Source organism: Roseovarius salincola (genome assembly GCF_026891095.1).
Lineage (GTDB): Bacteria > Pseudomonadota > Alphaproteobacteria > Rhodobacterales > Rhodobacteraceae > Roseovarius > Roseovarius salincola.
Map to the genome: position 1 here is coordinate 1 of NZ_JAPTNL010000009.1, position 24,461 is coordinate 24,461.

Genomic DNA, 24,461 nt, shown 5'->3' on the forward strand with positions numbered 1-24,461 from the left:
TTTGTTTTTCTTGGCCGGGCCTTTCGGTTTTTGTTGGTTCGTTTCGCGTGGCGATCCGCCCGGGTGGGGGGCGCTGCCCCCCACACCCCCCGAGGTATTTGGGGCCAGATGAAGGGGCGGGTCAATCCAGCATGATGACATTGCGCCGCGCGCTGCCTGAGCGGGTATCGGCGATGGCCTCGTTGATCTGGTCGAGCCGCCAGCGGTTCGAGATCAGCTCGTCGAGTTTCAGGCGGCCCTGGCGGTAGAGGTCGATCATCCAGGGGATGTCGCGCGCGATCACCACGTCGCCCATCTTGGAGCCGATCATGGATTGTCCGGCAGCGGCGAGATTGCCGGCCTCGAAGCTGGAAAAGGCGCCGCTCGCGGGCATGCCCACCATGATCACCTTGCCGCCGGGCGCCAGGTAGTTCGCGGCCAGGTCATAGACCGGGGCGGCGCCCACCGTGACCAGCACCGCATCCGCGCCCCGTCCCATGGCATCCATGGCGGCGCGCCAGGGCTGGTCCTGCGAGGCGAGCACCGTGTCGGTGGCGCCGAAAGCGATGGCGTCCTCGAGTTTCCCGGCGTTCATGTCCACGGCAACGATGCGGCGCGCCCCGGCGATGCGCGCGCCCTGGATCGCGTTGAGCCCCACGCCGCCCGCGCCGATCACCACCACGTCCTGCCCGGCGCGCAGCGCGGCGGCGTTCACCACCGCCCCGACCCCGGTGATCACGCCGCAGGCCAGCAGGCTGGCGGCATCCATCGGCATGTCGCCGGGGATCTTCACCGCCTGGCCGTGATGGACCACGATCCTTTCGGCGAAGGCGCCGCAGGCCATGGCCTGATGCAGCGTGCCGCCGTCGATCGTGCTGAGCGGCCCGTGATCGCCGTCATGGGGAGCTTCGCAGCCGGTGGGGCGCCCCGCGCCGCAGCTGGGGCAGGCGCCGCAGGCGCGGATCAGCGTGACCACCACCGGATCGCCCGCGGCCAGCCCGGTGACCCCCGCGCCAAGGGCGCTGATGCGTCCCGCCGCCTCGTGGCCGTAGACCGCGGGCAGGCTGCCGCCCCAGGCCCCGTCGGCATAGGAGATGTCGGAATGGCAGATCGCCACCGCATCGAGCGATACCTCGATCTCGCCCATTCCGGGCGCGCGCAGGCGCACGTCCTCGATCACGAGGGGCTGCCCGAAGTCGTGGCACACGGCCGCCTTGATGGTCTGCATGGTCTCTCCCGTTCGCTTGGGCCGGTTTTGGTCCGTTCCGCTTTACTGGCGCGCAGGGTTACGCCTCTGACGCGGTGGTGCAAGCCGGTTTTGACGCGCGCCGCGCGAAAGTGGCGGCGCGCCGGGATTCAGCCGCGCGCGATGAGATCGAGCCGCTGCGCCAGCCCTTCGGGATCGGCGAAGAAGGGCGAATGGCCGGTGGGCATCTCGTAAAGGTCGCCCGTGGGCCAGCCCTTGGTCATGCTGGTCTGGTATTCGGGCGGAATCGCGCGATCCTCGCTGCAGCGGATATAGGATTTTGCCACGCCCGCGTAATTCGCCCCCAGGCTGATCGGCGTCGCTTGCGGGCGGATCGCCTGCACGCAGAGCCGCGCGCGGGCATGATCCACGGTCCCGTCCGGGCAGTCGTGATAAAGCGCATCGCCAAGATGCGTGTCGCGAAAGGTGAAGCCCAGCCCGTCAGCGGTTTTCTCGATGGCCTCGAGCAGCGGCTGGCGCGGCGCCTCGCGGCGCATCTCGACCAGCGAGACGCCGTCACGCGGCGCATAGGCGCAGAGGTAAACCAGCCGGGCAATCCGCTCGGGCGCCTTTTCGGCCGCGGCCGAGATCGCGAATCCCGCCATCGAGTGCCCGACCACGATCGCCGGCGATTTGAGCGCCGCAAGGATCGCATCGGCATATGCCTCCAGCGTGATCGCCTCGATCGGGCAGGGCGTATCGCCATGCCCCGGTAGGTCGATGGCGCGCGCCGTGTGACCCAGCCGCCCGAGCGCCGGGATCACGTCGCGCCAGCACCAGGCGCCGTGGCAGGATCCATGCACCAGCAGGAAGTCAGACATGGCCGATGTCTTTCAGGAAACCGCCCAGCAGCGCGGCATAATCCTCGGGGCGGTCGACACAGGGCAGGTGGCCCGCCCCCCGGATCAGCTCGAATCGCGACCCGTGGATCAGCGCCACGGTTTCGCGCACGAGGTCCGGCGGCGTGGCGCGATCCTCGGAACCCGCGATCCCCAGCGTTGGCAAGCGCAGCCCGCTTGTGGGCGTGTAGAAATCCGTGCCCGCGATGGCGGCCGAACAGCCCATGTATCCCTCGGCGGGCGTATGCGAGAGCATATTGCGCCAGCCGCAGAAATCCGGGGCAGTGTCGCGAAAGCTCTTGGGGAACCAGCGTTCCATCACGGATTCGGCGAGTGCCTTGGTGCCCCCCGCGCGCACGGCATCGATGCGGTCCTGCCACATCTCGGGCTGGCCGATCTTTGCGGCTGTGTTGCTGAGCACCAGCGCGCGCACCTGATCGAAACGTTTCACCGCCAGCCCCTGCGCGATCATGCCCCCGATCGAAAGGCCGACGAAGACGCAGTCGCGCACCTCCAGCAGGTCAAGCAGCCGCTCGGCATCGCGCACCAGCGCGCCCATCCTGTAAGGCGCCGGAGGGCAATCGCTCAGGCCATGACCGCGCTTGTCATAGCGGATGATGCGCAGGCCCTCGGGCAGAAGCGGCAGGATCCTGTCCCAGAGCCGCAGATCGGTGCCCAATGAGTTGGCAAAGACCACCGGTGCGCCGTGGCGGTCGCCATCCTCGCGGTAATGCAGGGAAATATCCCCCAGATCGGCCATCTGCATGCTGTTTCCTTCGCGCTGTCCCGCACACTACATGCTGGCAAGCGGGCGCCGGGGTCAAGTAGGCGTCCGGGCCGGGCTGCGCCGGCGCTCCCGCCCTGTCCAGAACATCACCACGTTCCCGGATCCTGCCAGCGCCACGCCCGCGATCGCGGTTGCGCTCCAGACATACCCCTCGAACAGCGTCGAGATGACCAGCGCCACCACCGGGAACAGCACCGTGGCATAGCCCGCTTGGGCCGATCCGATCCGGGCCACCAGCAGCAGGTAGGTGGTGAACCCGATGACCGAGCCGATGGCGGCGAGGTAAATCAGCGCCACCCAGTAACCCGTGCCCGAGGGGGCGGTAACCGGCTGCCCGGTGGCCGCGATCAATCCCAGCAGAGCCAGCGCGCCGATCCCCATGCCCCAGCCATTGGCGGTGATCGGCGACACGCCCAGCCGCGCATTCTGGCGCGACGCCATGTTGCCCCACGAGAACACCAGCGTCCCGGACACGGCCCAGCCGATTCCGCGCAGTGTATCGCTGTCCGGCGTCACCACGATATCCTGCCAGAACAGCAGGACGAGGCCGCAAAAACCGATCGCCCCGGCCAGAACCGTGCGCCCCGTGACGGGCTCGCCGAAGATCAGCCGCGCGTTCAGCGCGTTGAAGATCGAGGCCAGCGAAAAGATCACCGAGACCAGCCCCGACGGGATCAGGGCCGCCGCGTTGTAAAGCCCGACGAAATTGAAGCAGAACAGGCATAACGCCTGAACGACGACAAAGCGCCACTGTGCCGGACGCTTCAGACGACCCAAGGCCGCCAGCCCCGCCAGCATCAGCAGCGCCGCCAGCGCAAAGCGGTAGAAGACCGAGACCATCACCGGCACATCGCCGATCTGTGCGGCGATGGCGATCCATGTGGTGCCCCAGATCAGGACAGTGGCGGCGAACAGGATGGTTGTGGTCATGGGGGTGGCGCTCTCCTTGTTGCGCTTCCTCTAGCGCATCCGCCGCGCCGGGTTTTGCACGATCTTGCGCTAAAATCGGACGCGCCCCTTCCCGCCATGCCGGACACTGCGCTAGGGTCGCGCCATGCGTCACACCGTGCAGGATTTCCTTGGCCGTTCGCGCGCGGCACATGCCACCCACCGGCTTGATCTGGGCGGCGGGCGCAGTGTGACGATCTGGGAAAACCACGATGACCGGGTCTCCTATGACGATACCAGCGGCCACACGTTCAGCCTCTATCTGCAGGGCGGCACAGGCACGCGCCGGCTGGATGCGGGGGGCGCAAGCGGCTGGCCCGGTGCGGTCTGCGTCATGCCCGAGGGGCATCGCTCGGAATGGCACATCACCCAGCCCTTCCGTTTCGTGCATCTGCACATGCCCGATGCGGCGCTGCGCGCTTCATTCGCGCGCATGCATGACTGCGACGCGCGCCAGCTGGACCTGCATGAGATCAGCTTTGCCGAGCGTCCCGCGCTGGCGGGGCCGCTGCGGCAACTGGCGCTGGCGGCGCAGGACGGGGATATCCTGCTGGCCGACAGCGCGGCCAGCGACCTGGTGGCGCATCTTGAACCGGGCCGCGTCACGCTGCGCCGCGGTCTGGCACCCCATGTGCTGCGCCGGGTGGACGAATGGATCGCGGCGGAGATGGAAAACACCATCCGCCTCGCCGATCTGGCGGCGCTGGCCTCGATGTCCGAATATCACTTTCACCGGATGTTCCGCCTGTCGCGGGGGATGGCGCCGCATGGCTGGATCACCGCGCGGCGGATCGACCGCGCCCGCGACATGCTGCGCGGCAGTGCCCCCGTCGCCAGGATCGCGGCAGCCTGCGGATTTTCCAGCCAAAGCCACCTGACCCGCGTGTTCCGCAAGCAGACGGGCCGCACCCCGGCGCAATACCGCGCCGCGCTGCGCTAGGGCAGGGCGCCACGCCGCACTTCCTTGTCGTCAAAATGAAAAAGGGCGGCCCGCAAGGGGCCGCCCGTCACTCGCTACCACTCTCGCGGGCTCTAGAAAAAGCCGAGCTTGTTGGGGTTGTAGCTGACCAGCATGTTCTTTGTCTGCTGATAGTGGTCCAGCATCATCTTGTGGGTCTCGCGCCCGATGCCGGATTGCTTGTAACCGCCGAAGGCCGCATGTGCCGGATAGGCATGGTAGTTGTTGACCCAGACGCGCCCGGCCTCGATCGCGCGCCCGAACCGGTAGCAGCGATTGGCGTCGCGCGACCAGACCCCGGCGCCAAGCCCGTACATGGTGTCATTGGCGATCGCCAAGGCCTCTGCCTCGTCCTTGAAGGTGGTGACAGACACGACCGGGCCGAAGATCTCCTCCTGGAAAACCCGCATCTTGTTGTGGCCCTTGAGGATCGTGGGCTGGATATAGAACCCGTCCGACAGCTCGCCGTTGAACCGCGCGGCATCGCCGCCCACCAGCACTTCGGCGCCTTCCTCGACCCCGATGGTCAGATAGGACATGATCTTGTCCTGCTGCTCCTGGCTCGCCTGCGCGCCCACCATGGTCTCCATGTCGCGCGGATCGCCCTGCTTGATCGCCTTCACCCGGTCGATGCAGCGGGCGATGAACTCTTCGTAGATATCCTCCTGGATCAGGGCGCGGCTCGGGCAGGTGCAGACCTCGCCCTGGTTGAAGGCGAACAGCACGAAGCCCTCGACCGCCTTGTCCAGAAACGAGTCATCCTCGGCCATCACGTCCGAAAAGAAGATGTTGGGGCTCTTGCCGCCCAGTTCCAGCGTGACCGGGATCAGGTTCTCGGTCGCGGCCTGCATGATCTTGCGCCCGGTCTCGGTCGAGCCGGTAAAGGCGATCTTGGCGATGCGCGGGCTGCGCGCCAGCGGTGCGCCCACCTCGGCGCCATAGCCGTTGACGATATTGAGAACGCCCGCGGGCAGCAGGTCGGCGACCAGCTCGGCGAGCACCATGATTGCGGCCGGGGTCTGCTCGGCGGGTTTGAGCACGATGCAATTGCCCGCCGCCAGCGCCGGGGCCAGCTTCCACGCCGCCATCAGGATCGAGAAATTCCACGGGATGATCTGCCCCACGACGCCCAGCGGCTCGTGGAAATGATAGGCCACGGTATCGGCGTCGATCTCCGACATGGTGCCTTCCTGGCCGCGCAGAACGCCCGCGAAATAGCGGAAGTGATCGACCGACAGCGGGATGTCGGCGGCGGTGGTCTCGCGGATCGGCTTGCCGTTGTCCCAGGTCTCGGCCTGCGCCAGCAGATCGAGGCTCTCTTCCATCCGGTCGGCGATCTTCAGCAGCACGTTGGCGCGCTCGGCCGGGGCGGTCTGGCCCCATGCCGTGCTCGCGGCATGCGCGGCATCAAGCGCCAGTTCCACATCCTTCGCACCCGAGCGGGCGACCTCGCAGACCTTGGCGCCCGTGATCGGCGTGATGTTGTCGAAATACCGCCCCTCCACGGGGGGCACGAAGGTGCCGCCGATGAAATTGTCATAACGGGTCTTGAAGGGCGAGGCATGCTTGCCCGCCATCTGTGTCATCTCGTTCATGTGATCTCCTCCATTCACACGGCGTCATGCCGTTGCGAATGGAGTAAGCGCGCTTATGGCCGCTGTGACAGCCCCGCCTTGCAGGGCAGGGCGGGCGATTGTCTCAATTCCGGGACAGTCTGCCCCCGTCAGGTGCGATACCCAGCCGCGCCATGCGCCGGTAAAGCGTCGCGCGCCCGATCCCGAGCGCGCGCGCCGCCTTCGAGACATTGCCCCCCGCGCGTGCCAGCGCGCGCGTCACCGCGGCGCGCTCGGCGCGCTCGAAGCCGCCCGTACCCGCCTCGCCGTTCAGCAGGTCATTGGCGGGCAGCGGCTTCAGCCCGCCCGAGATCGACAGCCCGAAATTGCGCCGCGCGGCGCGCGTCGCGCCCACCACGATGTCGTCGCCATCCACCGCCAGCAGCGCGGCCGGCTCGTTGCCATTGTCATCGGCCACCACGATGCGCCGACCGGCAAAGGCCGCGCGAAACGCCGCCGCCTCGATCTGATGCGCGGTCTGCGCGACCATGGCGGCGATCAGGCGGTTGAAACTTTCGGTCTGATCGGCCCGCGCCGAAGAGACGTCCAGCGCCGCGATCAACGCACCGTCCGGCCCGTAGATCGGCGCATCCATGCAGCTCATGCCGATATTGCGCGCCAGAAAATGCTGGTCGCGGTGAATGGTCACCTGCCGGTTTTCGGCCAGACAGGTTCCGATCCCGTTGGTGCCCTCTGCCGCCTCGCTCCAGTCAGCCCCCGCCCAAAGGCCCCAGTGCTTGAACACCTCCGCATCGCCATCCGAACAGCGCTGCTCCAGCACAACGCCTTCGGCATCGGTCAACAAGACCCCGCAGCCCGAATGCCCGATCAGCCCGAACAGACTGTCCAGCTGCGGTGCCGCGACGCCCAGGAACGCCCCGAGCGCCTCGCGGCGCTGCTTGAGTTCGCGCGCCTCCACGCGCTGCCCGCCCTCCGGGCGCGCCGGGTCCAGCCCGTGGGCGCGCGCCGAGCGCTGCCAAGACGCCGCCAGACGCGAACGCGCCGCCGCCGAACCCGATGACAGGGTGTCAAGCACCCGGTCTATATGCTGCGTGGCGAAAGTAATGGTCTCCTCCCGTCGACAAACGCCTTGCGCCCGGCCTCCTCCATGCGCCCTTTCAGGGCGCGCCGCGGGCGCAATGACCACAGCCTAGGCGAGGGGCGCTTCTCAGGCAAGCCGCCAGCACGCGCCCATGGCTCAATAGGGCAGGCCGACATAGTTCTGCGCCAGCGCGCGCCGCGCCGCCTCGTTCTCCTGCAAAAAGGCCAGCTCTGCCTGTTGCATGCGCAGATCAAACGCGCTCTGCTCGGGAAAGCGGTGCAGGAGATTGGTCATCCACCAGCCGAACCGCTGGTTCTTCCAGATCCGTGCCAGCGCCTGGCCCGAGTAATCCTCGAGCCCACGATCGTCGCCCTCCCGGTAATGGCGCATCAGCGCCCGGCTCAGGTAATGCACGTCGCTTGCGGCGGTGTTGAGCCCCTTGGCGCCGGTCGGCGGCACCATATGGGCGGCATCGCCGCACAGGTACATCTTGCCCCAGCGCATCGGCTCGCAGACATATGAGCGCATCGGCGCGATGGATTTCCAGATCGAGGGGCCGGTGACCAGGCGCGCGCGCATCTCCCCCGGCAAGCGCCGCCCAAGCTCCTCCCAGAACATCTCGTCGCTCCAATCGTCCGGACTGTCCGCCAGCGGGCATTGAATGTAATAGCGGCTCAGCCCCTCGTCGCGCATCGAACACAGGGCGAAACCACGCTCGGAATTGCAATAGACCAGTTCGTCATCCACCGGCGGGGTCTCTGACACAATGCCCAGCCAGCCGAACGGGTAGGTCTTCTCGTAACCCTGCAGCGCCTCCTGCGGGATGGCGTCCCGGCAGGGGCCGTGAAACCCGTCGCAGCCGATGATGAAATCGCAATCCAGCCGGTTCATCCTGCCGCCATGCAGGAAGGTGATGAAAGGCTGCGCGCCGTCGATGTCATGCGGACGCAGGCCGGCGCATTCATGCAATGTTTCCAGACCCGCCGCATCGCGCGCCTCGTAAAGGTCGCGCGTGACCTCGGACTGGCCGTAAATCATCACCTGTTCCCCGGTGAGTGCGGCGAAATCGATCCGGAAACTCTCCTCGCCATAGGCGATGCGCGCACCATGATGGGGGATGCCCTCGTCCTCCATGCGCATGGCCACGCCCGCCTCGCGCATCATCTCGACGAAGCCGGTTTCCAGCACCCCGGCGCGCACGCGTTCCAGCACATGCGCACGCGTACGCCGCTCCAGCACGACCGTATCGATTCCATATCCGTGCAAAAGTTGCGCCAGCAAAAGCCCGGCCGGGCCGCCCCCCACGATAGCCACCTGTGTGCGCATGATAGGTCCCTCCTCGTCGCGTCCACGCTCCGCAACAGGAAAGTCGACCACCGAAGTCCTGTCCATGATCTGGCGCAAAGGGGCGCTGCCCCTCTTGGCCTGCGGCCAATTCACCCCGGGATATTTTCGAACAAAAGAAGGCAAGGGGGCTAAATCCGGCTTCTTCTGTTTAGAAATATCCCGGGGGGTCCGGGGGGCTGGCCCCCCGTCGCTCAGTCCGTGGCGGTTTGCAGGGCGCGGATGAACATGGCGGCGTCCACATTGCCCCCGGAGATGGTGCAGATCACCGCATCGCCCGCGATCTCGCCGGGATGAAACAGCGCCGCCGCCAGCGCCACCGCGCCGCCCGGCTCGGCCACCAGTTTGAGGCGCTGGAACGCCAGCGCCATCGCCGCAAGCACCTCGTCCTCGCTCACCACCAGCCCCGGCCCGCAAAGCCGCGACATGATCCCGAAGGTGATCTCGCCGGGCTGCGGCGTCACGATCGCATCGCAGATCCCGCCCGCGCCCTGTGCATTCGCAAGGATCCGCCCCGCCGCAAGCGAGCGCGCGGTATCGTCGAACCCCTCGGGCTCGCAGGGCCGCGCCCGCAGGCCCGGCGCCTCGGCCTCGAGCGCCAGCGCGATTCCCGATGTCAGCCCCCCGCCGCCGCAGCAGACCAGCACATCGCCCCGCTCCACGCCCGCGTCGCGCGCCTGCGCGGCGATCTCGAGCCCGCAGGTGCCTTGACCGGCGATCACCTCGGGTTCGTCATAGGGTTTGATCAGCGTAAGACCCCGTTCCCTGGTCAGGGCCGCGCCGATCTCCTCGCGGCTTTCGCCCCCCGCGCGGTCATAAAGCACCACCTCGGCGCCCAATGCGCGCGTGTTCTCGATCTTGAGGCGCGGCGCGCCGGCAGGCATGACGATCACCGCCGGCACGCCGAATTCGCGCGCCGCCAGCGCCACGCCCTGCGCGTGGTTGCCGCTGGAAAAGGCGATCACGCCCTTGGCGCGCAGCGCTGGTTCCAGCGCCGACACCGCCGCGCGCCCGCCGCGATACTTGAAACTGCCGGTATGTTGCAGGCATTCGGGCTTGACGAGCACCCGGCGCCCGGCGATCTCGTCAAGGAAGGGCGAGGACAATAGCGGCGTGCGCCGCGCATGGCCCTCGAGGCGCCCGGCGGCGGCGCGGATCATGTCGATATCGCTCATGTCTCGGAGGTCTCCAGCAATTCATGCAGCGCGGCCAGCGCCTCTGCTTCGTCAAGAAAGGGCACATGCCCGCGATCGGGCACCGTCGCGGCGATCAGCCCCGGATGGCGCTCTTGCATGCGCGCCAGGGTCCCGGCGCTCAGCAGGTCCGAGTTCGCGCCCCTCACCACCGCCAGCGGCGTGGCGCGCAGCGCATCGAAAAGCTGCCACAGGTCCACCGTCTCGCCCGCGCCCGCCTGGCCGACCAGCGCATCGCGCAGCCTTGGATCATAGCGCAGCGCCAACCCGCCATCGGCGCGCGGCGCGAACAGGGCCTCGGCCTGCGCGCGCCAGCGCGCGCGCGCCACCCCGGGGAAATCCGCGCCATGCGCCGCCTCCAGCGCCGCCGCGGCCGCATCGAGATCGGCAAAGGGCGGCGGCTTGCCGACATAATCCATGATCCGAGCAAGCCCCCCCGGCGCGACCTCGGGGCCGATATCATTGAGCAACACCGCCGCAAGCCGCGCCCCGTGACCGGCCGCCAGCGCCATGGCGATCAGCCCGCCGCGCGAGGTGCCGATCAGCGTGACCCGTTCAAGGCCAAGGTGATCCAGCAAGTCGATCACATCCTGCGCCTCGCGCAGGATGTTGTAATTCGTGAAATCCGGGTCGTGATCCGACCGCCCGCGCCCGCGATAATCCAGCCGCAGCATCCGCTGCGCGCGCAGATGCGGCGCCAGCGGATCGAAATCGCGCGCATTGCGCGTCAGCCCCGCAAGGCACAGGACCGCCCGGCCCGCGCCCTCATCCTCGTAATAAAGGCTCAGCCCGTCCGAACTGGTGAATCGCGCCATGTTCAGGCCTCGGTCAGGGCGGGGATGGCGCTCAGGTCCTCAAGCACATGATGCGGCCGCCCCGGCAGCCTTTCCATCGGCGCGCCCGTCCGGTTGACCCAGGCCGCGATGAAACCATAGGCCGCCGCCGCACAGGCATCCCAGCCATTCGAGGACACGAACAGCACCTCCGAGATGTCGCAGCAGAACCGCTCGCCCACCATGTCATAGACCTGTGGCGCGGGCTTGAAGACGCCGACGCTTTCGACCGACAGCACATCGTCGAGATGCGCGCCGATCCCCGCCGATGCCACCGCATCCGACAGCATCCCCGGCGCGCCGTTCGACAGGATCGCCGTGGCCATGCCCTGCGTCTTGAGCGCCTCGAGCATCGGGGGCACCTCGGGATAGGGGGCAAGCTCGCGGTAAAGCATCAACAGCCGCTCGCGCAGATCGTCGTCGCCGTCCAGCCCCTCGGCCTCCAGCGCCCAGTCAAGCCCGTCCTGGGTGACGTTCCAGAAATCGGTATGCGCGCCCATCGCGGCGCGCAGCCATGTGTATTGCAATTGCTTGCGGCGCCAGTTCTCGGCGATGCTGGGCCAGTGCTTGGCGAATTTTTCGCGCCCCGGCTCTTCGGCCGCGGTCCGCGCGGCGGCGGAAACGTCGAACAGGGTGCCATAGGCGTCAAATATGCAGGTTGTAATCGGCATGGGTCCTCCGGTGTATTGCGCATGACACTGGCACGGATCGCCCGGCACCGAAAGCCCCGCCCGCCAGCGCGGGCGCATGTCGGCATGCCCTCGCGCCCGCCTCATCAGCCCCGTCACCGAAGTCGGTTTGCAATCCCGGCAGTGAATCACTAAATTGAGGTCGGACACGCACAAGCACCCGCGCGGGACGCGGCCTTGCAAACTCACTCACTCCACGACAGATTGGAAAAGACGCATGACGCAAGTCAAAGAGGGCGATACCGTCCGCATTCACTATACCGGCACGCTGACAGACGGTGCGACCTTCGACAGCAGCGAGGGGCGCGACCCTCTGGAATTCCAGGTCGGTTCCGGCCAGATCATCCCCGGCCTCGATCAGGCGCTGCCCGGCATGACCGTGGGCGACAAGAAAACCGTCGAAGTGCCCGCTGACCAGGCCTATGGTCAGCCCGATCCCAACGCCCAGCAGGCGGTGCCGCGCGCCGATATCCCCGAGGATATCCCGCTCGATCTGGGCACGCAGCTTCAGGTGCAGACTCCCCAGGGGCAGGTGATGCCAGTGACCGTGGTCGAAGTGACCGACGAACAGGTGACGCTTGACGCCAACCACCCGCTTGCGGGCAAGGATCTGACCTTCGCCATCGAACTGGTCGATATTTCCTGACCGGGACGCGGTCGCTTCGCCGATCGCATCAGATGAGACAGGGGCGCGTGCAGGAAGACCTGCGCGCGCCTTTGCGTTTCAAACCCGGCAGGGCAGGTGCCTGGACGCAATCCGCTGGCATCAAGGCTTCTGCGCGGGCTAGGATGGCGGCGCAACTGACGGAGCCCGCCGATGACCTCGCCCACCGAAAAGCTGCTCACCCGGATCCGCGACCTCCAGGGCGAACTGGACGCCGAATTCCAGCGCCGCCGCACCGAGTTCAGCTATCAGCTGGAAAATGGCCGCGTGGTGTTCGAGAACGAGATCCGCCGCCGCCACCGCGCGCTGCGCGTGGGCCTGGGCACATTCCTGCGCCAGACCCGGCCGATGGTCGTGCTTACCGCTCCGGTGATCTATTCGCTGATCCTGCCCTTCGCGCTGCTCGATCTTTTCGCGACGCTCTATCAGGCGATCTGCTTTCCGGTCTATCGCATCGAGAAGGTCCGGCGCGCCGATTTCATCCGCATCGACCGCCACCACCTGGCCTATCTCAACGCGCTTCAGAAACTGAACTGCGTCTATTGCGGCTATTGCAACGGGCTGCTCGGCTACGTGCAGGAGATCGCCGGGCGCACCGAGGCCTATTGGTGCCCGATCAAACACGCCGCCCGCGTCGGCGCGATGCATGCCTATTATGCCCAGTTCGTCGATTACGGCGATGCCGAAGGCTTTGGCCCCGGCCTCGCCGCCGCGCGTAAACGCCTCACTCGCCCCGGCCCCTCCGGGATCGACCGCGACGCCTGAGCGGGGACGAGGGGCTCAAGCCTGATCACTCGGTGCTTGGCGATATCGACTCGACCAGCGCGTCAAAAGACTGCATCGCGCCATTCACCGTCTTATCCCATGCATTTCGACTGGTTGATCCCGCATAGTCCATGAGATCATCCATCACTCCCGTGACTAGACTCAGGTAACCGCGCCAATCGACGTGCATCTCCTGGATCTCGGGTAGGTCCGGCACATTTTCGATGGCCAAATCCCACGCTTTTTGTGGCGATTCAGTTACCTGCGCCCAAAGCTCCTCGCGTGACGGAACCGTCCAGGGGCATTTGGATCGCTCGCTTTCGGGCTTGGCATTGAGCGGGTCCAGTGCGGCGTTCAGTTCTTCCATATCCCTGAGCGTCTCGCACAGATCGCTGATTTCAAGCGCGGTCACCGTGGCGATCACCGCGACGCCGAGCACCGGCAAGGCTTCACCGGCCATCGACCCGATATTGCGCCCCGCATTGACCACTGCGCGCTTATTGATCCGCTCGGACGTGTCGCGCAGCGCGGCGCGCATCATAACCGTTCTCCCGCGATACCGGACCTTATCTGTTGTCGTGGCGCGACTGGCACGGCTGGACAATTCATCGATCCGCGCCTGCCGCCTTGCCAGCTCCGCATTCGATTGTGTGCGGCTGCGAGTCAGGTCTCCCTCAAGCTTCGTGACCTGGCCGGACAGTTCGTCGATCTTGGTCTGCTGCCTGACCAGTTCTGTTCGGGATTTGCCCAAGTCGCGATCAAGAATCTGCTCGCGGCCGCGGGATGCGCTCAGCTCTCGTCGGGTCGTGCTCAACTCCGCGCCCGTGGTCGCCAGTCTTGCTTTCAAGCGTCCATGGACGGTCGGTGCGTCGGTGATCGTGCTATAAGTCGTGCTGACGACGTCGGTAACTTTGTCAAACACGACCAGCGAAACATTCAACGCGAGTGACGCGACCAGAATCAGGATCACGACCACCGACCTGATACGGTCAAGCACGTGTTCCACCAAGCGCCCAAGCAGCGTCAGAAACCTGCGCAGCGCGCTGGCGTAGCTCATCGGTTTTGTCCCCTGCGGTGGCTTATGTAAGGCGCGATCGCGCGGATTGCGGTCCTGTCCAAGCCTAAGCACAGCATGTCCGATCTGCAATCTGCAATGTATAACCTCTGCCTGAGTTATACCCTGATGCAGTGTCAGTCTTGCTCCGCCCGCGCCCTTCAGCCGATATCCAGCAGCACCGCGCCTGCGCGCCCCGGACTCATCACCGCATCCTGCGCGGCGGCGCAATCCGCAAGCGGGTAGCGCGCGGCGATGGCGGGTTTCAGCGCGCCTTCGCTCAGCGCCGCGTGCAGTTTCGCGATGGCCGCCTCGCGCGCGGCATCGGGCAGGATGTAGATCAGCGTGATGTCGATCTTGAGCGCCTTGAAAAGATAAGGGCCGAAGGGCAGGGTCGGCGTCATGTCCTTGCCCGAACCATAGGCCGCGATGGTGCCCAGCGGCGCCATGACCTCGGCCAGCAGGGCGGCGTTCTGCCCGAACTCGACCTCGATCGCGCGGTCCACGCCGCGTCCGCCGCTGGCCTCCATGATCTTTTCGCCAAGCGCCGGGTCGCGGTAATCGAAGACGTGATCGGCGCCCGCGTCGCGCGCCCGTCCGGCCGCATCGGGCGATGCGGTTGCGATCACCCGCGCACCGCCCCAGCGCGCCAGTTGCACGGCGTTGTGCCCGACAGCGCCCGCACCCCCCGAAATCAGCAATGTCCGCCCCTCGACCGACCCGCCCCCGAATACGGTCTGGCAGGCAGTCAGTCCCGGAATGCCCAGCGTCGCGCCGGTTTCAAGGTCGACTCCCTCGGGCAGCGGCACCGCCTGATTCTGCGGCAGGGCGATGGCCTCGGCGGCGGTGCCGAAGGCACGTTTCCACTGGCCGTTCCAGATCCAGACCCGCTGGCCGATGCGCGCGGTGTCGACGCCCTCGCCAACGGCCTCGATCACGCCCGCGCCGTCGGAATGGGGGATGATCCGGTCATGGTCGGGACGGGTGACACCGGGGCGGCTTCCCGCGCGCGCCTTGGCGTCCGAGGGGTTCACCCCCGACCAGCGCAGCCGCACCAGCACCTCGCCCGCGCCCGGCGCCGGGGTGTCGATCTCGCCGATATCGATAACTTCGGCCGCGGGGCCGAACCGCTCATAGCTTGCCGCACGCATCGCTGTTCTCCATGAATGGTTCGCCGGGGGATGCCGGGGATGGTTTGCCGGGGCACTTGCGCCCCGCTGTCGCTCCGTGTCAGGTGCGGCGCAGGCGGATCACCACGTCCACGCTGGAGATTTCGGCGCCCTCGGGTGCCTTGGGCAGGCGCGCGATCTCCAGCTCCTCGGACGGAGCATCGGTCAGGCGCTGCTCATCCTCCCAGTAGAAATGGGGGTGGTCATGGGTGTTGGTGTCGAAATAGCTTTTCGATCCGTCCACCGTCACTTCTTGGATCAGCCCCGCATCGCAAAACGCGCGCAGCGTGTTGTAGACCGTTGCGAGCGACACGCTGTCGCCGCGTCTCAGGGCTTCGTCGAACAGGCTTTCGGCGGTGACATGGCGATGCTGTCCATCGCCCACCAGCATCGTCGCCAGCGCGACGCGCTGTCGCGTGGGCCGCATGCCCGCCTGGGCCAGCCATTCGGTTCCAAGGGTCGTTGCTTGCAAGTCCATTTTTGCCTCGGTTGCGTGGGTCACCGGGGAATATAGGGCCGCGACCCCCATGATTTCAAATAAATTCCGCATCCGCCCGCCGGGCGCGCGCCGTGCCGACAGGCTTGCAAGGCCCTTTGGGGCGATGATACAGGGTTTCCAAACCGTTACGCATCAGCCACGAAAGGGCCCGTCTGCATGGCCGACTATCCAAGCAGCTTCGACAAGGACGACCTGCTGAAATGCGCCCGGGGCGAGCTGTTCGGCCCCGGCAATGCGCAGCTTCCCGAACCCCCGATGCTGATGATGGACCGCATCACCGACATCAGCGGCGATGGCGGCCCGCATGGCAAGGGCCATGTGGTGGCCGAGTTCGACATCCATCCCGACCTGTGGTTCTTCGAATGCCATTTCCCCGGCAATCCGATCATGCCCGGCTGCCTTGGCCTTGACGGGCTGTGGCAGCTCACCGGCTTCAACCTCGGCTGGCGCGGCTGGCAGGGGCGCGGCTATGCGCTGGGCGTGGGCGAGGTCAAGCTGACCGGCATGGTCCGCCCCGACCGCAAGATGCTGACCTATTACGTGGATTTCACGAAAGCGGTGCAGACAAGACGCCTGACCATGGGGGTCGCCGACGGGCGTGTCGAAGCCGACGGAGAGGTGATATATCAGGTGAAGGACATGAAAGTCGCGCTCAGCGAAAGCTGAACCCACCGCAAATCTAAGGAGAAGCCCAACATGCGTCGCGTCGTCGTCACGGGTCTCGGAATCGTCTCGTCCATCGGCAACAATGCCCAGGAGGTTCTCGCCGCGTTGAAATCCGGCACCTCCGGAATCGTCGCCAGCGAGGAAATGAAAGAGCATGGCTTTCGCTCGCAGGTCGCGGGCACGCTGAAACTGGATGTCAGCGAACATGTCGACAAGCGCACGCTGCGCTTCATGGGGCCGGGCGCGGCCTATGCCCATATCGCGATGGGCCAGGCGATCGCGGATTCCGGGCTTGAGGAGGGCGATATCGTCAACCCGCGCACCGGCCTTGTGGCCGGGTCGGGCGGGCCGTCCACCTCGGCCATGCTGGCCGCGCATCAGACCGTGCTGGAAAAGGGCAGCCCCAAGCGGATCGGCCCCTTCGCCGTGCCCAAATGCATGAGCTCGACCATCTCGGCCAATCTCAGCACCGCCTACAAGATCAAGGGAATCAACTATTCGATCACCTCGGCCTGCTCGACTTCGCTGCATTGCATCGGCAATGCCGCCGAACAGATCATGATGGGCAAGCAGGACGTGATGTTCGCGGGCGGCGGCGAGGAACTCGACTGGACCCTCTCGTGCCTGTTCGATGCGATGGGCGCGATGAGCAGCAAGTTCAACGATTCGCCCGGCCGCGCCTCGCGCGCCTTCGACGCCGAGCGCGACGGCTTCGTGATCTCGGGCGGCGGCGGGATCGTCGTGCTCGAGGAACTCGGTCACGCGCTGGCGCGCGGCGCGCGCATCTATGCCGAAGTCACCGGCTATGCTGCCACCTCGGACGGCCATGACATGGTCGCCCCCTCAGGCGAGGGCGGCGAGCGCGCCATGCGCCTTGCCCTCGAAACCCTGCCCAAGGACCGCAAGGTCGGCTATATCAACGCCCACGGCACCTCGACGCCGGTGGGGGATGTCGGCGAGGTCGAGGCCGTGCGCCGCATCTTCGGCGAAGGCACCACCCCGCCGATCAGCTCGACCAAGTCGATGACCGGCCACAGCCAGGGCGCCACCGGCGCACAGGAGGCGATCTACTGCCTGCTCGCGCTGGAAAACGACTTCATCATCCCTTCCATCAATGTCGAAACGCTCGATCCCGCCATCCATGAGGGCGAAATCGCCACCGCGCGCATTGACGACGCCGGGCTGGATACGGTGATGACCAACAGCTTCGGCTTTGGCGGCACCAATGGATCAATGCTTCTCAGCAAATATCGTGGGTAAATCGACATGAGCAATTCGATGCAAGGCAAGCGCGGCCTGATCATGGGGGTGGCGAATGACCGCTCCATCGCCTGGGGAATCGCCCGTGCGATGCACGAGGCGGGCGCACAGCTGGCCTTCTCCTATCAGGGCGACGCCTTTGGCAAGCGCGTGCAGCCGCTGGCCGAAAGCCTTGGATCAGGCGTCCTTATGGATGTGGACGTGACCGATGATGCCTCGCTCGATGCGGCCTTCGCGCAACTGGCCGAAACATGGCCCACGATCGATTTTGTGGTCCACGCCATCGCCTATTCGGACAAGTCCGAACTGACCGGCCGCTTCATCAATACCAGCCGCAAGAACTTCAAGCACTCGATGGAGATTTCCGCCTATTCCTTCATCGACGTGGCGCGCCGCGCCTATCCGATGATGCAGGAAAACGGCGGCACGCTGCTGACCATGACCTATCAGGGCTCCAACAAGGTCGTGCCGAATTACAACGTCATGGGCGTGGCCAAGGCCGCGCTTGAATCGGCGACCCGCTACCTCGCCAACGATCTCGGCCCCGACGGTATCCGCGTCAACGCCATCTCGCCCGGCCCGATGAAGACGCTGGCGGGCGCGGCTATCGGCGGCGCGCGGCGCACCTACAAGCATACCGACCTCAACGCACCGATGCGCGCCAATGCCACGCTCGAGGCGATCGGCGGCACCGCCGTCTACCTCGCCTCGGATGCGGGCGCCTGCACCAGCGGCGAGATCATCCATGTCGATGGCGGCTATCACGTTCTGGGCATGCCCCAGGCCGAAAACCTCTGAAGTCTGGCCTTCGGCAAACGGTTTCCACCCGCTTCGGCCACAGCGCCTGCGTGATCCTCCCGGCGCGAGCGGCGGCTGGGCGGATCAGAATCTGATGTCGTGCCCATGCGCTTATTCAAGGCGCGCAACCTCACGGCCCGCTTGGCGCCCGGTTTTCGCCACGGAAATGACACGTCCGGATGACATCCCGGAGGGATGCAACGCCACGCGCCCCACCTGACCCATCCCCGCGAGGAACGCCGCCTTGCGCGCAGCGCACGCGCCCGCTCGCTGGCGCGGCTGGTGAATGTCGCGCTGTTCGCGGCGGTGCTGGGGGCGATCTGGCAGGAGCGCGCGCTCGCCCCGCCGGTGCATGACCAGATGCAATCAATGGCCGTGCGGGTCGCCGGCCTCATGGGCGGCTCGGAGACGCTGCAAGCCTACTTTCCGCGCGGTGCCGATGGCCTCTCGGCCTCGGCCGATACCGGCCTCGCCGACGCCCTGACCCGCAAACTCAGCCAATAGGGCAGGGGAGGCAGGGGCGCCACCCCGTCAAACCCCGTGCCGGATGGCCCCACCGCCCGGGACTCCGGTTTCGAGCCCGGATTCACGCCATGCCGCTGCGTCAGTATATGGTTGTGCAGGGCAATCGCCTTCGTCTGCCTGTCCGTGTGACCTTCGCAGGTTTCCAGCCGCTCCGGTAAGATGGGCTATCCGTGATTCACGAGTGATCCACCCGCAGCTCATAACTGACCGGAATCGGAATTTGCCATTGATGCGGGAACGGCGGCGATGCGCAGGAAGCGGGGTTCGGAAAGTTGGAGGTGACCGTCTGGGTTCAAGACGTGAGCGGCCCATTGCGGCCGCTCGCGAGTGAAGCCTTTGCCGTAGTGCAGCCTCACCAGATCAGCCGTTCATGCATCACGCAGCATTTTCGGAGGGTGAAGGTCGGCAGAGCCGGACAAAGCGGACACTATCCAAGCTTGCATGCCAGGAACATGAAGCGGCAGATGCTGAAGAAGTAGTTTCCAGCCGAACTCAGCTCCTCAAGTTCCTCACGCCACAATGCGAGGACATCCAGCGGTATTTCGTTTTGCGCAGATACGAAGCTTCGAACCAGATCGGCCAGCCCCTCGCTATAGGTTGACGTGCTCCAGGTAAGGTTGACGATCGGGAAGGTGCTAACTTCTGCAACCGTAAATCCAGCTCTCTTGAGTCGCTGACCCAGCTTTCGGGGCAGTCGCGGGTGCGCGCAATGAGCCTCCCAAGACTTGAGCACCACGTCCATTCTTTCGGGTTTGTCTGAGTGCCAGACAAGGGTATCCCAGTCCGTAGCGACGAACAGGGCGCGGCCGCCCGGCCTGAGCACGCGATACGTCTCCGTCAGCACTCGGTCAACATCTGGAATGTATTCGGCAACTTGCGCGCACACCGCGGCATCGAAGCTCTGGTCGGGCGCATCGATCGCTGTCGCGTCGCCGAACCTGTACTCAAGAAATGATCGGTGGTTCCGGCTTGTCGCCAAACTCAGGAAGTCCTGAGAAACATCAATGCCGATGACCCGGCCTGATGTGCCTACAGCATCCGCGATCTCTTCGCACAGAAAACCCGGGCCGCATCCGATATCGATGACCGTCTCTCCCGCGCACGGCTTGAGCAGACGGCGCGTCTCAACACGTTGGGCGATAACATCGCCGGTCCGATACATGTCTTCCAGCTTGCGCGCCGCTGCATTGGTATATTCGAGCTCAGCCATCGCGAAGATCCAATGTCGGTTGCTGTCGAACTCACTATAGCAAGTGGAGATGCCCATGTCTTGGCGTTGACCAGACGCGGCCCGAAACAAGCTTGGGGGCGGCGGCTACGGGCTCACAGCAGACTCCGAATGCGTCGCAGCATCTTGTGATATCATGCCTTGTCAACGTCGGGTTGTCGATGGGGGAGGGCGTGGTGGATAGGAGGATCCGTCATGGAAATATCAAACTTACCCGCCATCCGCGCACTGCGCCCAGCTTGGAACAAGGGCCGGATCGTCGGTCAGAAAAGGCCGCTCAAGCCCAAACATGTTTGGGCGATCAGGGTGCGTCTGGAGCTGGCGGAGAACCATCGTGATCTGGCCCTCTTCAATCTTGCCATCGACAGCAAGCTGCGCGGCTGCGATCTGGTGAAGATGAAGGTGGTCGATGTCATGGCGTCAGGCCAAATCAAGGAACGCGCGTCGGTTCTGCAGAGCAAGACGCAGAAACCCGTCCGCTTCGAAATCTCAGAAGGCACGCGGGCATCGCTCTCAAGGTGGATGCGGGAGCCGCTCATGGTCGGATCCGAATACCTCTGGCCTGGTCGTTTTCACGAACGGCTTCACATCTCGACTCGCCAGTACGCGCGGATTGTCCGTGAGTGGGTGACATCCATTGGCCTCGAGGCCAGCGCATATGGCACGCATTCGATGCGAAGAACAAAGGTGACGCAAATATACAAAAAGACCGGCAACCTGCGCGCGGTTCAGCTTCTGTTGGGTCACACGAAGATGGACAGCACCGTCAGATACCTCGGCGTCGAGCTCGAAGATGCGCTGGCTATCGCCGAAGCTATCGAAATCTAATGGCATGGGCCGTCTTCACTGACGGCCCGAAGGAGACATTCACCGCTTCTGTTCTCACGCGATGCAGCTTCATCGAACCAGCCTTTCGCTGTGGCTGCTCGGTCGGGACGACGCGAACTCACGGTCTGCGGGACAAAGCGTGCTTCGAACAGGTCCTGTACTTGACGAGGCTCTCAGCGACGTTCCAAGGCGACTCGTCTCTTGCCAGGCGTCGACTCGATGTCGCGGAAAGAGAAGACCGGAGTTGAAATCACGCCTGCTGCGGTCATGCCGTTTGCCAATGCGGGATCGGCCGCCCAAGACTGCGCCCGTTCCATCGTGTCCCATTCGAACCAGACGGTGACCACATTTTGATCATTGGGATTGTGCAGAATGTAGGACGCTATCTCACCTACCGCACGACGGGTTGGCAGGGCGTGGTCAAAGGCCGCCTGCCATCGATCAAAATCTTCGACCTCGTGGGTCACGACCATCCAAGCCTCCTGGGTCCAGGCGGCTGGCGCTGAAAACACAGCCAGAGCGGTATAGGCGCTGATCGCCATGTGGTGACATTGTAATGTGAACATGAACTTGCTCCTTCTCCGTATCACCGGATCACCGGATCACAGTCATGCGAGCGCCGGTTCGCCGCCGAACAGGTTCCAGAATTCGGACCGGACATTGCGGTTTGGAACGTCGGCTTTCGGGGTGTCGAGCACGCGCTCGACACCCGTTTGGGCACGCCGAACCTGCGCGTACCGACTCCGGTCAGCCTGTCGCGGCGGCGGCCTGCGGGGCGGGCGTCTCCGGCTCGCCGCCGAAATGCGCCCAGAACTCGTCGCGGGCGTGGCTGCGCGGGAAGGGTGTGTCCGGGACCGGCACATCGAGAAAGCGGCAGAGCGGCTCCCAGCCCTCGGCGACGTTGAAGACAAGGAGCCGGTCGGCGGGGATGATCTCGCGGACGCGGGCGTTGTTTGCGCGGTAGCTGGCGATCGCGCTGTCGCGGTCGGTGAAGTCGCCGAGGGCGCGCGGCAGGAGGCCCGCCTTCATGGTTCCGAAGATTTCGGCGAATTCGGGCGGCAGTTCTAATGTGTCCATCAGGGCGAAGAACTTGCCGATGGTGCCGTTAAAGCTGGCCCACCAGTCGTCTTCCGGGCGTTCGGTGTGGATCACCTTCGCATCAGGAAAGGCGATGGAGGCTTCCTGCCAGACCGATGCGCCGGGCCAGTCGACCTGCGACCTGTAGCCGGCATAGACCTCGGCCCAGTCGACATCCTGACCGGCGAAGATCGCCTTCCAGTGGGCGAGTTGTTCTGGATGGGCCATCACTTCGGTCATGTGATGCGTCGGGCCGAAGCCGAGCGTTCCGAGGGCCTGTTTCATCGTCATCGTGCCAGTGCGGCCAAAACCGGAGCCAATTACCTTGAGAGTCATCGCATTGATCCTTGTGATTGGATGTTTGATGTTGCGCTCCGGAGTGTCATCTTTGTCTCACGAAAAGCTCTTTTCAGGAAACGAAACGGATTCAGGGCCAATGAACGAAATTCAACTCCATCGGATCGACCTGAACCTGCTTGTCACATTCGAGGCGCTGATGGAGGAGAGCACGCTGTCCGCAGCGGCCGACCGGCTGGCGATTACGCCCTCGGCTGTGAGCCATGCGCTCGGGCGCCTCAGGACACAGCTGAATGATCCACTTCTGGTGCGGGTCGGCGGGCGCATGCAGCCAAGCCCCTACGCCCTCGATCTGATCGAGGAAGTTCGACCCGTGCTGCGCAGCCTGCGCCGGATGCTCGCGCCGCGCCATCCGTTCGATCCAGCAATCAGTGACCGGGTGTTCCGGATCATGATGCCGTCGACCCCGTCGTTGGTCGCGGCGATCCTGGCCCGGGTCTGGACGGAGGCGCCCGGGGTGACACTCGAATGGGTGAATGTCAGCACACAGATCTACGATGCGGTGGCGGACGGGCTGATTGACGTCGCGCACGTGGGCGGCGCGCTGCGGTTGCCCGAGGGTCTTGATGAGTGCGAGATGGAGCCGTTCTGCTGGTACAGCTTCGCCCGCGCGGATCATCCGGCGGTGACGGATTGGGGAGCAGAGGCCTGGGCGCGATGGCCGCATCTGCAGGTCAAGATTGCGACCAACACCCTGAGCCCCGTCGATGCGCGCAAGGACGATCCGGCGACCGCGCGGCGGATAGGCGCCAAGATCGGCGAGTTTTCGGCTGTCGGAGCCGCCCTTGCCGGGACCGACCTGCTGACGACGCTGCCCGCCGTGTTGATGGCGGAGCAAATGGAGTTACACAAGTTGTGCGCGCTGCGCCCGGCAGTGACGCCGGAGCGCTTTCCAGTGCGCTTCGTATGGTCGTCACGGCTGAGCCGCGATCCTGGAAATCTTTGGCTCAGAACCCTGCTGATGGATACATACGAGACGGTCCAGGCAGAGGCCAACGCAAAGGTCGAGACGCGAGTGGTGGAACTCCTGGCGCCACCGGCCTGATTCCAAGCGGGCAGGTCTGATATTTAATATCTACCGTCCGAGAACCATGCCTCACAATTCGAGATATCAAACCGGAAGCAAAGCTCTTTGAACCGCCTTGTCCCAACCGAGGTAAAGCATATCCCGATCACGGATTACCGGGCGTGCCATCACCTTGGGCTGGGCGGAGATTTGCGCCTCTGCCTCCGAGTTCTTCAGCCAATCATTGAGCCCTCGGTAGTCATTCGATTTTCGATCCACCAACCGATCCCCGAACTCTGCAATCAACTCAGCCAGTTCAGCTTCGCTCAGCGGGTCGGCCCGGACATCGCGGAAATTGACGTCCTTGCCGTGTGACTCCAACGCCTTTCGGGCCTTCTGACAAACAGCGCAGGTGTTCAATCCATAGATCATCATGTTGTAATTCCCTCTGCCGATATTCTTGCAAGTGCATGCATCCACGCCGCCAGCGCAACTAATTCGATAGGTGTTGATGCAGCTCTGCTGGTTCTTCCGAATGATGAGCGACCAAGGCGATCTTTCACCAGATGAGGCGTGACACAAGTGCGCGTGATGGGGTAGTCATATGCTCATGAAAAAAGTCCCCAAAGAAACCACGGATGATGCGCTTATTCAGGAATTCCTGAACAACGGCGGCAAGGTCAGCATCGGGAAAACCAAGCCTCTTCCACGCGAGTTGGGTTTGAGCAATAATTCCTGGAACAACAAATTGACCAAAGAAGAAAAAGCAGAGCGCGAGAAAAAGTGACACTTTCAGCGGATACTGATTTTTCCCAAGTGATGCCCGCCGTTTCCGGCCCGTAGCCGCCGTTGACTGATAAACTTCATCGCTGCAGTGCGGCCCGCAAAACCGGTCATTTGCTGTGAGAGCAAATTCAAAGCTCATTTGAACTCACGCAGTACGGGATTTTTCACCATTTGTCGCTGAGCTCTGCTTAGGCCGAGACATCGCTTCGTGATGGCAGTATTAAATTCTCCAGCAGTGGTCCCGGGCGGTGACACGTTCGTCGGCGATGTGGCCTTCGCTGTTGCAAGCTGAGAAGACAGCGTATTGG

General features: G+C 64.8%; 27 protein-coding genes. 9 read left to right on the forward strand and 18 right to left on the reverse strand.

Going from position 1 to position 24,461, the window contains the following annotated elements; all coding sequences use genetic code 11:
* Positions 1 to 121: 121 nt before the first annotated feature.
* The 4 genes from N5A93_RS10950 to N5A93_RS10965 all read right to left on the reverse strand — a co-directional run bounded on the left by N5A93_RS10950 (position 122) and on the right by N5A93_RS10965 (position 3,781).
* On the reverse strand, positions 122 to 1,207 hold the full coding sequence (locus N5A93_RS10950; protein WP_268955134.1) for a zinc-binding dehydrogenase: 1,086 nt from the start codon (positions 1,205 to 1,207) through the stop codon (positions 122 to 124).
* Between the two features lie 128 nt (positions 1,208 to 1,335).
* Complete coding sequence (locus N5A93_RS10955; protein ID WP_268955135.1) at positions 1,336 to 2,046, reverse strand: alpha/beta fold hydrolase; 711 nt, start codon at positions 2,044 to 2,046, stop codon at positions 1,336 to 1,338.
* A complete protein-coding gene (pcaD, locus tag N5A93_RS10960) occupies positions 2,039 to 2,830 on the reverse strand; it encodes a 3-oxoadipate enol-lactonase (protein ID WP_268955136.1) in 792 nt (263 codons plus the stop codon). Before pcaD ends, N5A93_RS10955 begins: the two co-directional genes overlap by 8 nt.
* Before the next feature lie 54 nt (positions 2,831 to 2,884).
* Positions 2,885 to 3,781, reverse strand: a complete 897-nt coding sequence (locus N5A93_RS10965; RefSeq protein WP_268955137.1) for a DMT family transporter — start codon at positions 3,779 to 3,781, stop codon at positions 2,885 to 2,887.
* A gap of 124 nt (positions 3,782 to 3,905) precedes the next feature.
* Between N5A93_RS10965 and N5A93_RS10970 the strand changes: the two genes are divergently transcribed.
* The gene (locus tag N5A93_RS10970) at positions 3,906 to 4,739 is read left to right on the forward strand and encodes a helix-turn-helix transcriptional regulator (protein WP_268955138.1); all 834 of its coding nucleotides are present in this window, start codon (positions 3,906 to 3,908) and stop codon (positions 4,737 to 4,739) included.
* Positions 4,740 to 4,831: 92 nt separating this feature from the next.
* On the opposite strand, the gene adh is transcribed toward N5A93_RS10970, so the two are convergent.
* The 6 genes from adh to N5A93_RS11000 form a co-directional block, all read right to left on the reverse strand.
* Positions 4,832 to 6,352, reverse strand: coding sequence for an aldehyde dehydrogenase (gene adh, locus N5A93_RS10975; RefSeq protein WP_268955139.1), 1,521 nt, complete (start codon positions 6,350 to 6,352; stop codon positions 4,832 to 4,834).
* Between the two features lie 103 nt (positions 6,353 to 6,455).
* Complete coding sequence (locus N5A93_RS10980; protein ID WP_328406430.1) at positions 6,456 to 7,406, reverse strand: GAF domain-containing protein; 951 nt, start codon at positions 7,404 to 7,406, stop codon at positions 6,456 to 6,458.
* 162 nt (positions 7,407 to 7,568) lie between these two features.
* Positions 7,569 to 8,738 (reverse strand): 4-hydroxybenzoate 3-monooxygenase, encoded by a 1,170-nt coding sequence (gene pobA / locus N5A93_RS10985; RefSeq protein WP_268955140.1) that lies wholly within the window; start codon positions 8,736 to 8,738, stop codon positions 7,569 to 7,571.
* Between the two features lie 212 nt (positions 8,739 to 8,950).
* Positions 8,951 to 9,931, reverse strand: a complete 981-nt coding sequence (locus N5A93_RS10990) for a threonine ammonia-lyase (protein WP_268955141.1) — start codon at positions 9,929 to 9,931, stop codon at positions 8,951 to 8,953.
* Complete coding sequence (locus tag N5A93_RS10995) at positions 9,928 to 10,764, reverse strand: alpha/beta fold hydrolase (RefSeq protein ID WP_268955142.1); 837 nt, start codon at positions 10,762 to 10,764, stop codon at positions 9,928 to 9,930. The genes N5A93_RS10990 and N5A93_RS10995 overlap by 4 nt, the downstream gene beginning before the upstream one ends.
* A 2-nt stretch (positions 10,765 to 10,766) precedes the next feature.
* The gene (locus N5A93_RS11000; RefSeq protein WP_268955143.1) at positions 10,767 to 11,453 is read right to left on the reverse strand and encodes a haloacid dehalogenase type II; all 687 of its coding nucleotides are present in this window, start codon (positions 11,451 to 11,453) and stop codon (positions 10,767 to 10,769) included.
* 235 nt (positions 11,454 to 11,688) lie between these two features.
* On the opposite strand from N5A93_RS11000, the gene N5A93_RS11005 reads away from it, so the two are divergent.
* On the forward strand, positions 11,689 to 12,117 hold the full coding sequence (locus N5A93_RS11005; RefSeq protein WP_268955145.1) for an FKBP-type peptidyl-prolyl cis-trans isomerase: 429 nt from the start codon (positions 11,689 to 11,691) through the stop codon (positions 12,115 to 12,117).
* A 171-nt stretch (positions 12,118 to 12,288) separates the two neighbouring features.
* Positions 12,289 to 12,900, forward strand: a complete 612-nt coding sequence (locus tag N5A93_RS11010; RefSeq protein WP_268955146.1) for a hypothetical protein — start codon at positions 12,289 to 12,291, stop codon at positions 12,898 to 12,900.
* 25 nt (positions 12,901 to 12,925) lie between these two features.
* Here N5A93_RS11010 and N5A93_RS11015 read toward each other — a convergent pair whose 3' ends face one another.
* The 3 genes from N5A93_RS11015 to irrA all read right to left on the reverse strand — a co-directional run bounded on the left by N5A93_RS11015 (position 12,926) and on the right by irrA (position 15,601).
* The gene (locus tag N5A93_RS11015) at positions 12,926 to 13,957 is read right to left on the reverse strand and encodes a hypothetical protein (RefSeq protein WP_268955147.1); all 1,032 of its coding nucleotides are present in this window, start codon (positions 13,955 to 13,957) and stop codon (positions 12,926 to 12,928) included.
* A 158-nt stretch (positions 13,958 to 14,115) separates the two neighbouring features.
* Positions 14,116 to 15,105, reverse strand: a complete 990-nt coding sequence (locus N5A93_RS11020; protein WP_268955148.1) for an NADPH:quinone reductase — start codon at positions 15,103 to 15,105, stop codon at positions 14,116 to 14,118.
* Positions 15,106 to 15,184: 79 nt separating this feature from the next.
* Positions 15,185 to 15,601, reverse strand: coding sequence for an iron response transcriptional regulator IrrA (gene irrA, locus N5A93_RS11025; protein WP_268955280.1), 417 nt, complete (start codon positions 15,599 to 15,601; stop codon positions 15,185 to 15,187).
* Between the two features lie 177 nt (positions 15,602 to 15,778).
* Here irrA and fabA point away from each other — a divergent pair, with 177 nt between their 5' ends.
* The 4 genes from fabA (at position 15,779) to N5A93_RS11045 (ending at position 18,850) form a co-directional block, all read left to right on the forward strand.
* Positions 15,779 to 16,288 carry a bifunctional 3-hydroxydecanoyl-ACP dehydratase/trans-2-decenoyl-ACP isomerase gene (fabA, locus tag N5A93_RS11030; RefSeq protein ID WP_085816153.1) on the forward strand — a complete coding sequence of 170 codons (510 nt, stop codon included), beginning with the start codon at positions 15,779 to 15,781 and terminating at the stop codon, positions 16,286 to 16,288.
* Between the two features lie 30 nt (positions 16,289 to 16,318).
* Positions 16,319 to 17,548, forward strand: coding sequence for a beta-ketoacyl-ACP synthase I (fabB, locus tag N5A93_RS11035; protein WP_268955149.1), 1,230 nt, complete (start codon positions 16,319 to 16,321; stop codon positions 17,546 to 17,548).
* 6 nt (positions 17,549 to 17,554) lie between these two features.
* Positions 17,555 to 18,346, forward strand: a complete 792-nt coding sequence (locus N5A93_RS11040) for an enoyl-ACP reductase FabI (RefSeq protein ID WP_268955150.1) — start codon at positions 17,555 to 17,557, stop codon at positions 18,344 to 18,346.
* Positions 18,347 to 18,541: 195 nt separating this feature from the next.
* On the forward strand, positions 18,542 to 18,850 hold the full coding sequence (locus tag N5A93_RS11045; protein ID WP_268955151.1) for a hypothetical protein: 309 nt from the start codon (positions 18,542 to 18,544) through the stop codon (positions 18,848 to 18,850).
* A 448-nt stretch (positions 18,851 to 19,298) separates the two neighbouring features.
* Here the strand turns inward: N5A93_RS11045 and N5A93_RS11050 are convergent, their stop codons facing one another.
* Entirely contained in the window at positions 19,299 to 20,081 is a 783-nt protein-coding gene (locus tag N5A93_RS11050; RefSeq protein WP_268955152.1) for a methyltransferase domain-containing protein, read from the reverse strand.
* A gap of 213 nt (positions 20,082 to 20,294) precedes the next feature.
* On the opposite strand from N5A93_RS11050, the gene N5A93_RS11055 reads away from it, so the two are divergent.
* Positions 20,295 to 20,927, forward strand: coding sequence for a tyrosine-type recombinase/integrase (locus N5A93_RS11055; RefSeq protein WP_268955153.1), 633 nt, complete (start codon positions 20,295 to 20,297; stop codon positions 20,925 to 20,927).
* A 173-nt stretch (positions 20,928 to 21,100) separates the two neighbouring features.
* Here N5A93_RS11055 and N5A93_RS11060 read toward each other — a convergent pair whose 3' ends face one another.
* Together N5A93_RS11060 and N5A93_RS11065 are read right to left on the reverse strand one after the other, a co-directional pair.
* On the reverse strand, positions 21,101 to 21,493 hold the full coding sequence (locus N5A93_RS11060; protein WP_268955154.1) for a hypothetical protein: 393 nt from the start codon (positions 21,491 to 21,493) through the stop codon (positions 21,101 to 21,103).
* 181 nt (positions 21,494 to 21,674) lie between these two features.
* Positions 21,675 to 22,340: a sulfotransferase family protein gene (locus N5A93_RS11065; protein ID WP_268955155.1), complete on the reverse strand. Its 666-nt coding sequence runs from the start codon at positions 22,338 to 22,340 to the stop codon at positions 21,675 to 21,677.
* Between the two features lie 100 nt (positions 22,341 to 22,440).
* Here N5A93_RS11065 and N5A93_RS11070 point away from each other — a divergent pair, with 100 nt between their 5' ends.
* Positions 22,441 to 23,406 (forward strand): LysR family transcriptional regulator, encoded by a 966-nt coding sequence (locus N5A93_RS11070; RefSeq protein WP_268955156.1) that lies wholly within the window; start codon positions 22,441 to 22,443, stop codon positions 23,404 to 23,406.
* Positions 23,407 to 23,472: 66 nt separating this feature from the next.
* Here N5A93_RS11070 and N5A93_RS11075 read toward each other — a convergent pair whose 3' ends face one another.
* The gene (locus N5A93_RS11075; RefSeq protein WP_268955157.1) at positions 23,473 to 23,802 is read right to left on the reverse strand and encodes an arsenate reductase family protein; all 330 of its coding nucleotides are present in this window, start codon (positions 23,800 to 23,802) and stop codon (positions 23,473 to 23,475) included.
* A 124-nt stretch (positions 23,803 to 23,926) separates the two neighbouring features.
* Positions 23,927 to 24,292: a hypothetical protein gene (locus tag N5A93_RS11080; RefSeq protein ID WP_268955285.1), complete on the reverse strand. Its 366-nt coding sequence runs from the start codon at positions 24,290 to 24,292 to the stop codon at positions 23,927 to 23,929.
* Positions 24,293 to 24,461 lie beyond the last annotated feature (169 nt).

Bases quoted from the DNA above. Each gene is read 5' to 3' on its own strand.
- N5A93_RS11060 (WP_268955154.1), bottom strand. From the start codon at position 21,493: ATGTTCACATTACAATGTCACCACATGGCGATCAGCGCCTATACCGCT.
- N5A93_RS10950 (WP_268955134.1), bottom strand. From the start codon at position 1,207: ATGCAGACCATCAAGGCGGCCGTGTGCCACGACTTCGGGCAGCCCCTC.
- N5A93_RS11080 (WP_268955285.1), bottom strand. From the start codon at position 24,292: ATGAGCTTTGAATTTGCTCTCACAGCAAATGACCGGTTTTGCGGGCCG.
- N5A93_RS11055 (WP_268955153.1), top strand. From the start codon at position 20,295: ATGGAAATATCAAACTTACCCGCCATCCGCGCACTGCGCCCAGCTTGG.
- N5A93_RS11070 (WP_268955156.1), top strand. From the start codon at position 22,441: ATGAACGAAATTCAACTCCATCGGATCGACCTGAACCTGCTTGTCACA.
- N5A93_RS10965 (WP_268955137.1), bottom strand. From the start codon at position 3,781: ATGACCACAACCATCCTGTTCGCCGCCACTGTCCTGATCTGGGGCACC.
- fabA (WP_085816153.1), top strand. From the start codon at position 15,779: ATGGCCGACTATCCAAGCAGCTTCGACAAGGACGACCTGCTGAAATGC.
- N5A93_RS11045 (WP_268955151.1), top strand. From the start codon at position 18,542: ATGCAACGCCACGCGCCCCACCTGACCCATCCCCGCGAGGAACGCCGC.
- N5A93_RS11020 (WP_268955148.1), bottom strand. From the start codon at position 15,105: ATGCGTGCGGCAAGCTATGAGCGGTTCGGCCCCGCGGCCGAAGTTATC.
- N5A93_RS11050 (WP_268955152.1), bottom strand. From the start codon at position 20,081: ATGGCTGAGCTCGAATATACCAATGCAGCGGCGCGCAAGCTGGAAGAC.
- N5A93_RS10995 (WP_268955142.1), bottom strand. From the start codon at position 10,764: ATGGCGCGATTCACCAGTTCGGACGGGCTGAGCCTTTATTACGAGGAT.
- N5A93_RS10970 (WP_268955138.1), top strand. From the start codon at position 3,906: ATGCGTCACACCGTGCAGGATTTCCTTGGCCGTTCGCGCGCGGCACAT.
- pobA (WP_268955140.1), bottom strand. From the start codon at position 8,738: ATGCGCACACAGGTGGCTATCGTGGGGGGCGGCCCGGCCGGGCTTTTG.
- N5A93_RS11000 (WP_268955143.1), bottom strand. From the start codon at position 11,453: ATGCCGATTACAACCTGCATATTTGACGCCTATGGCACCCTGTTCGAC.
- N5A93_RS11065 (WP_268955155.1), bottom strand. From the start codon at position 22,340: ATGACTCTCAAGGTAATTGGCTCCGGTTTTGGCCGCACTGGCACGATG.
- N5A93_RS11040 (WP_268955150.1), top strand. From the start codon at position 17,555: ATGAGCAATTCGATGCAAGGCAAGCGCGGCCTGATCATGGGGGTGGCG.
- N5A93_RS11075 (WP_268955157.1), bottom strand. From the start codon at position 23,802: ATGATGATCTATGGATTGAACACCTGCGCTGTTTGTCAGAAGGCCCGA.
- pcaD (WP_268955136.1), bottom strand. From the start codon at position 2,830: ATGCAGATGGCCGATCTGGGGGATATTTCCCTGCATTACCGCGAGGAT.
- N5A93_RS11015 (WP_268955147.1), bottom strand. From the start codon at position 13,957: ATGAGCTACGCCAGCGCGCTGCGCAGGTTTCTGACGCTGCTTGGGCGC.
- N5A93_RS10955 (WP_268955135.1), bottom strand. From the start codon at position 2,046: ATGTCTGACTTCCTGCTGGTGCATGGATCCTGCCACGGCGCCTGGTGC.
- N5A93_RS11010 (WP_268955146.1), top strand. From the start codon at position 12,289: ATGACCTCGCCCACCGAAAAGCTGCTCACCCGGATCCGCGACCTCCAG.
- N5A93_RS11005 (WP_268955145.1), top strand. From the start codon at position 11,689: ATGACGCAAGTCAAAGAGGGCGATACCGTCCGCATTCACTATACCGGC.
- N5A93_RS10990 (WP_268955141.1), bottom strand. From the start codon at position 9,931: ATGAGCGATATCGACATGATCCGCGCCGCCGCCGGGCGCCTCGAGGGC.
- irrA (WP_268955280.1), bottom strand. From the start codon at position 15,601: ATGGACTTGCAAGCAACGACCCTTGGAACCGAATGGCTGGCCCAGGCG.
- fabB (WP_268955149.1), top strand. From the start codon at position 16,319: ATGCGTCGCGTCGTCGTCACGGGTCTCGGAATCGTCTCGTCCATCGGC.
- adh (WP_268955139.1), bottom strand. From the start codon at position 6,352: ATGAACGAGATGACACAGATGGCGGGCAAGCATGCCTCGCCCTTCAAG.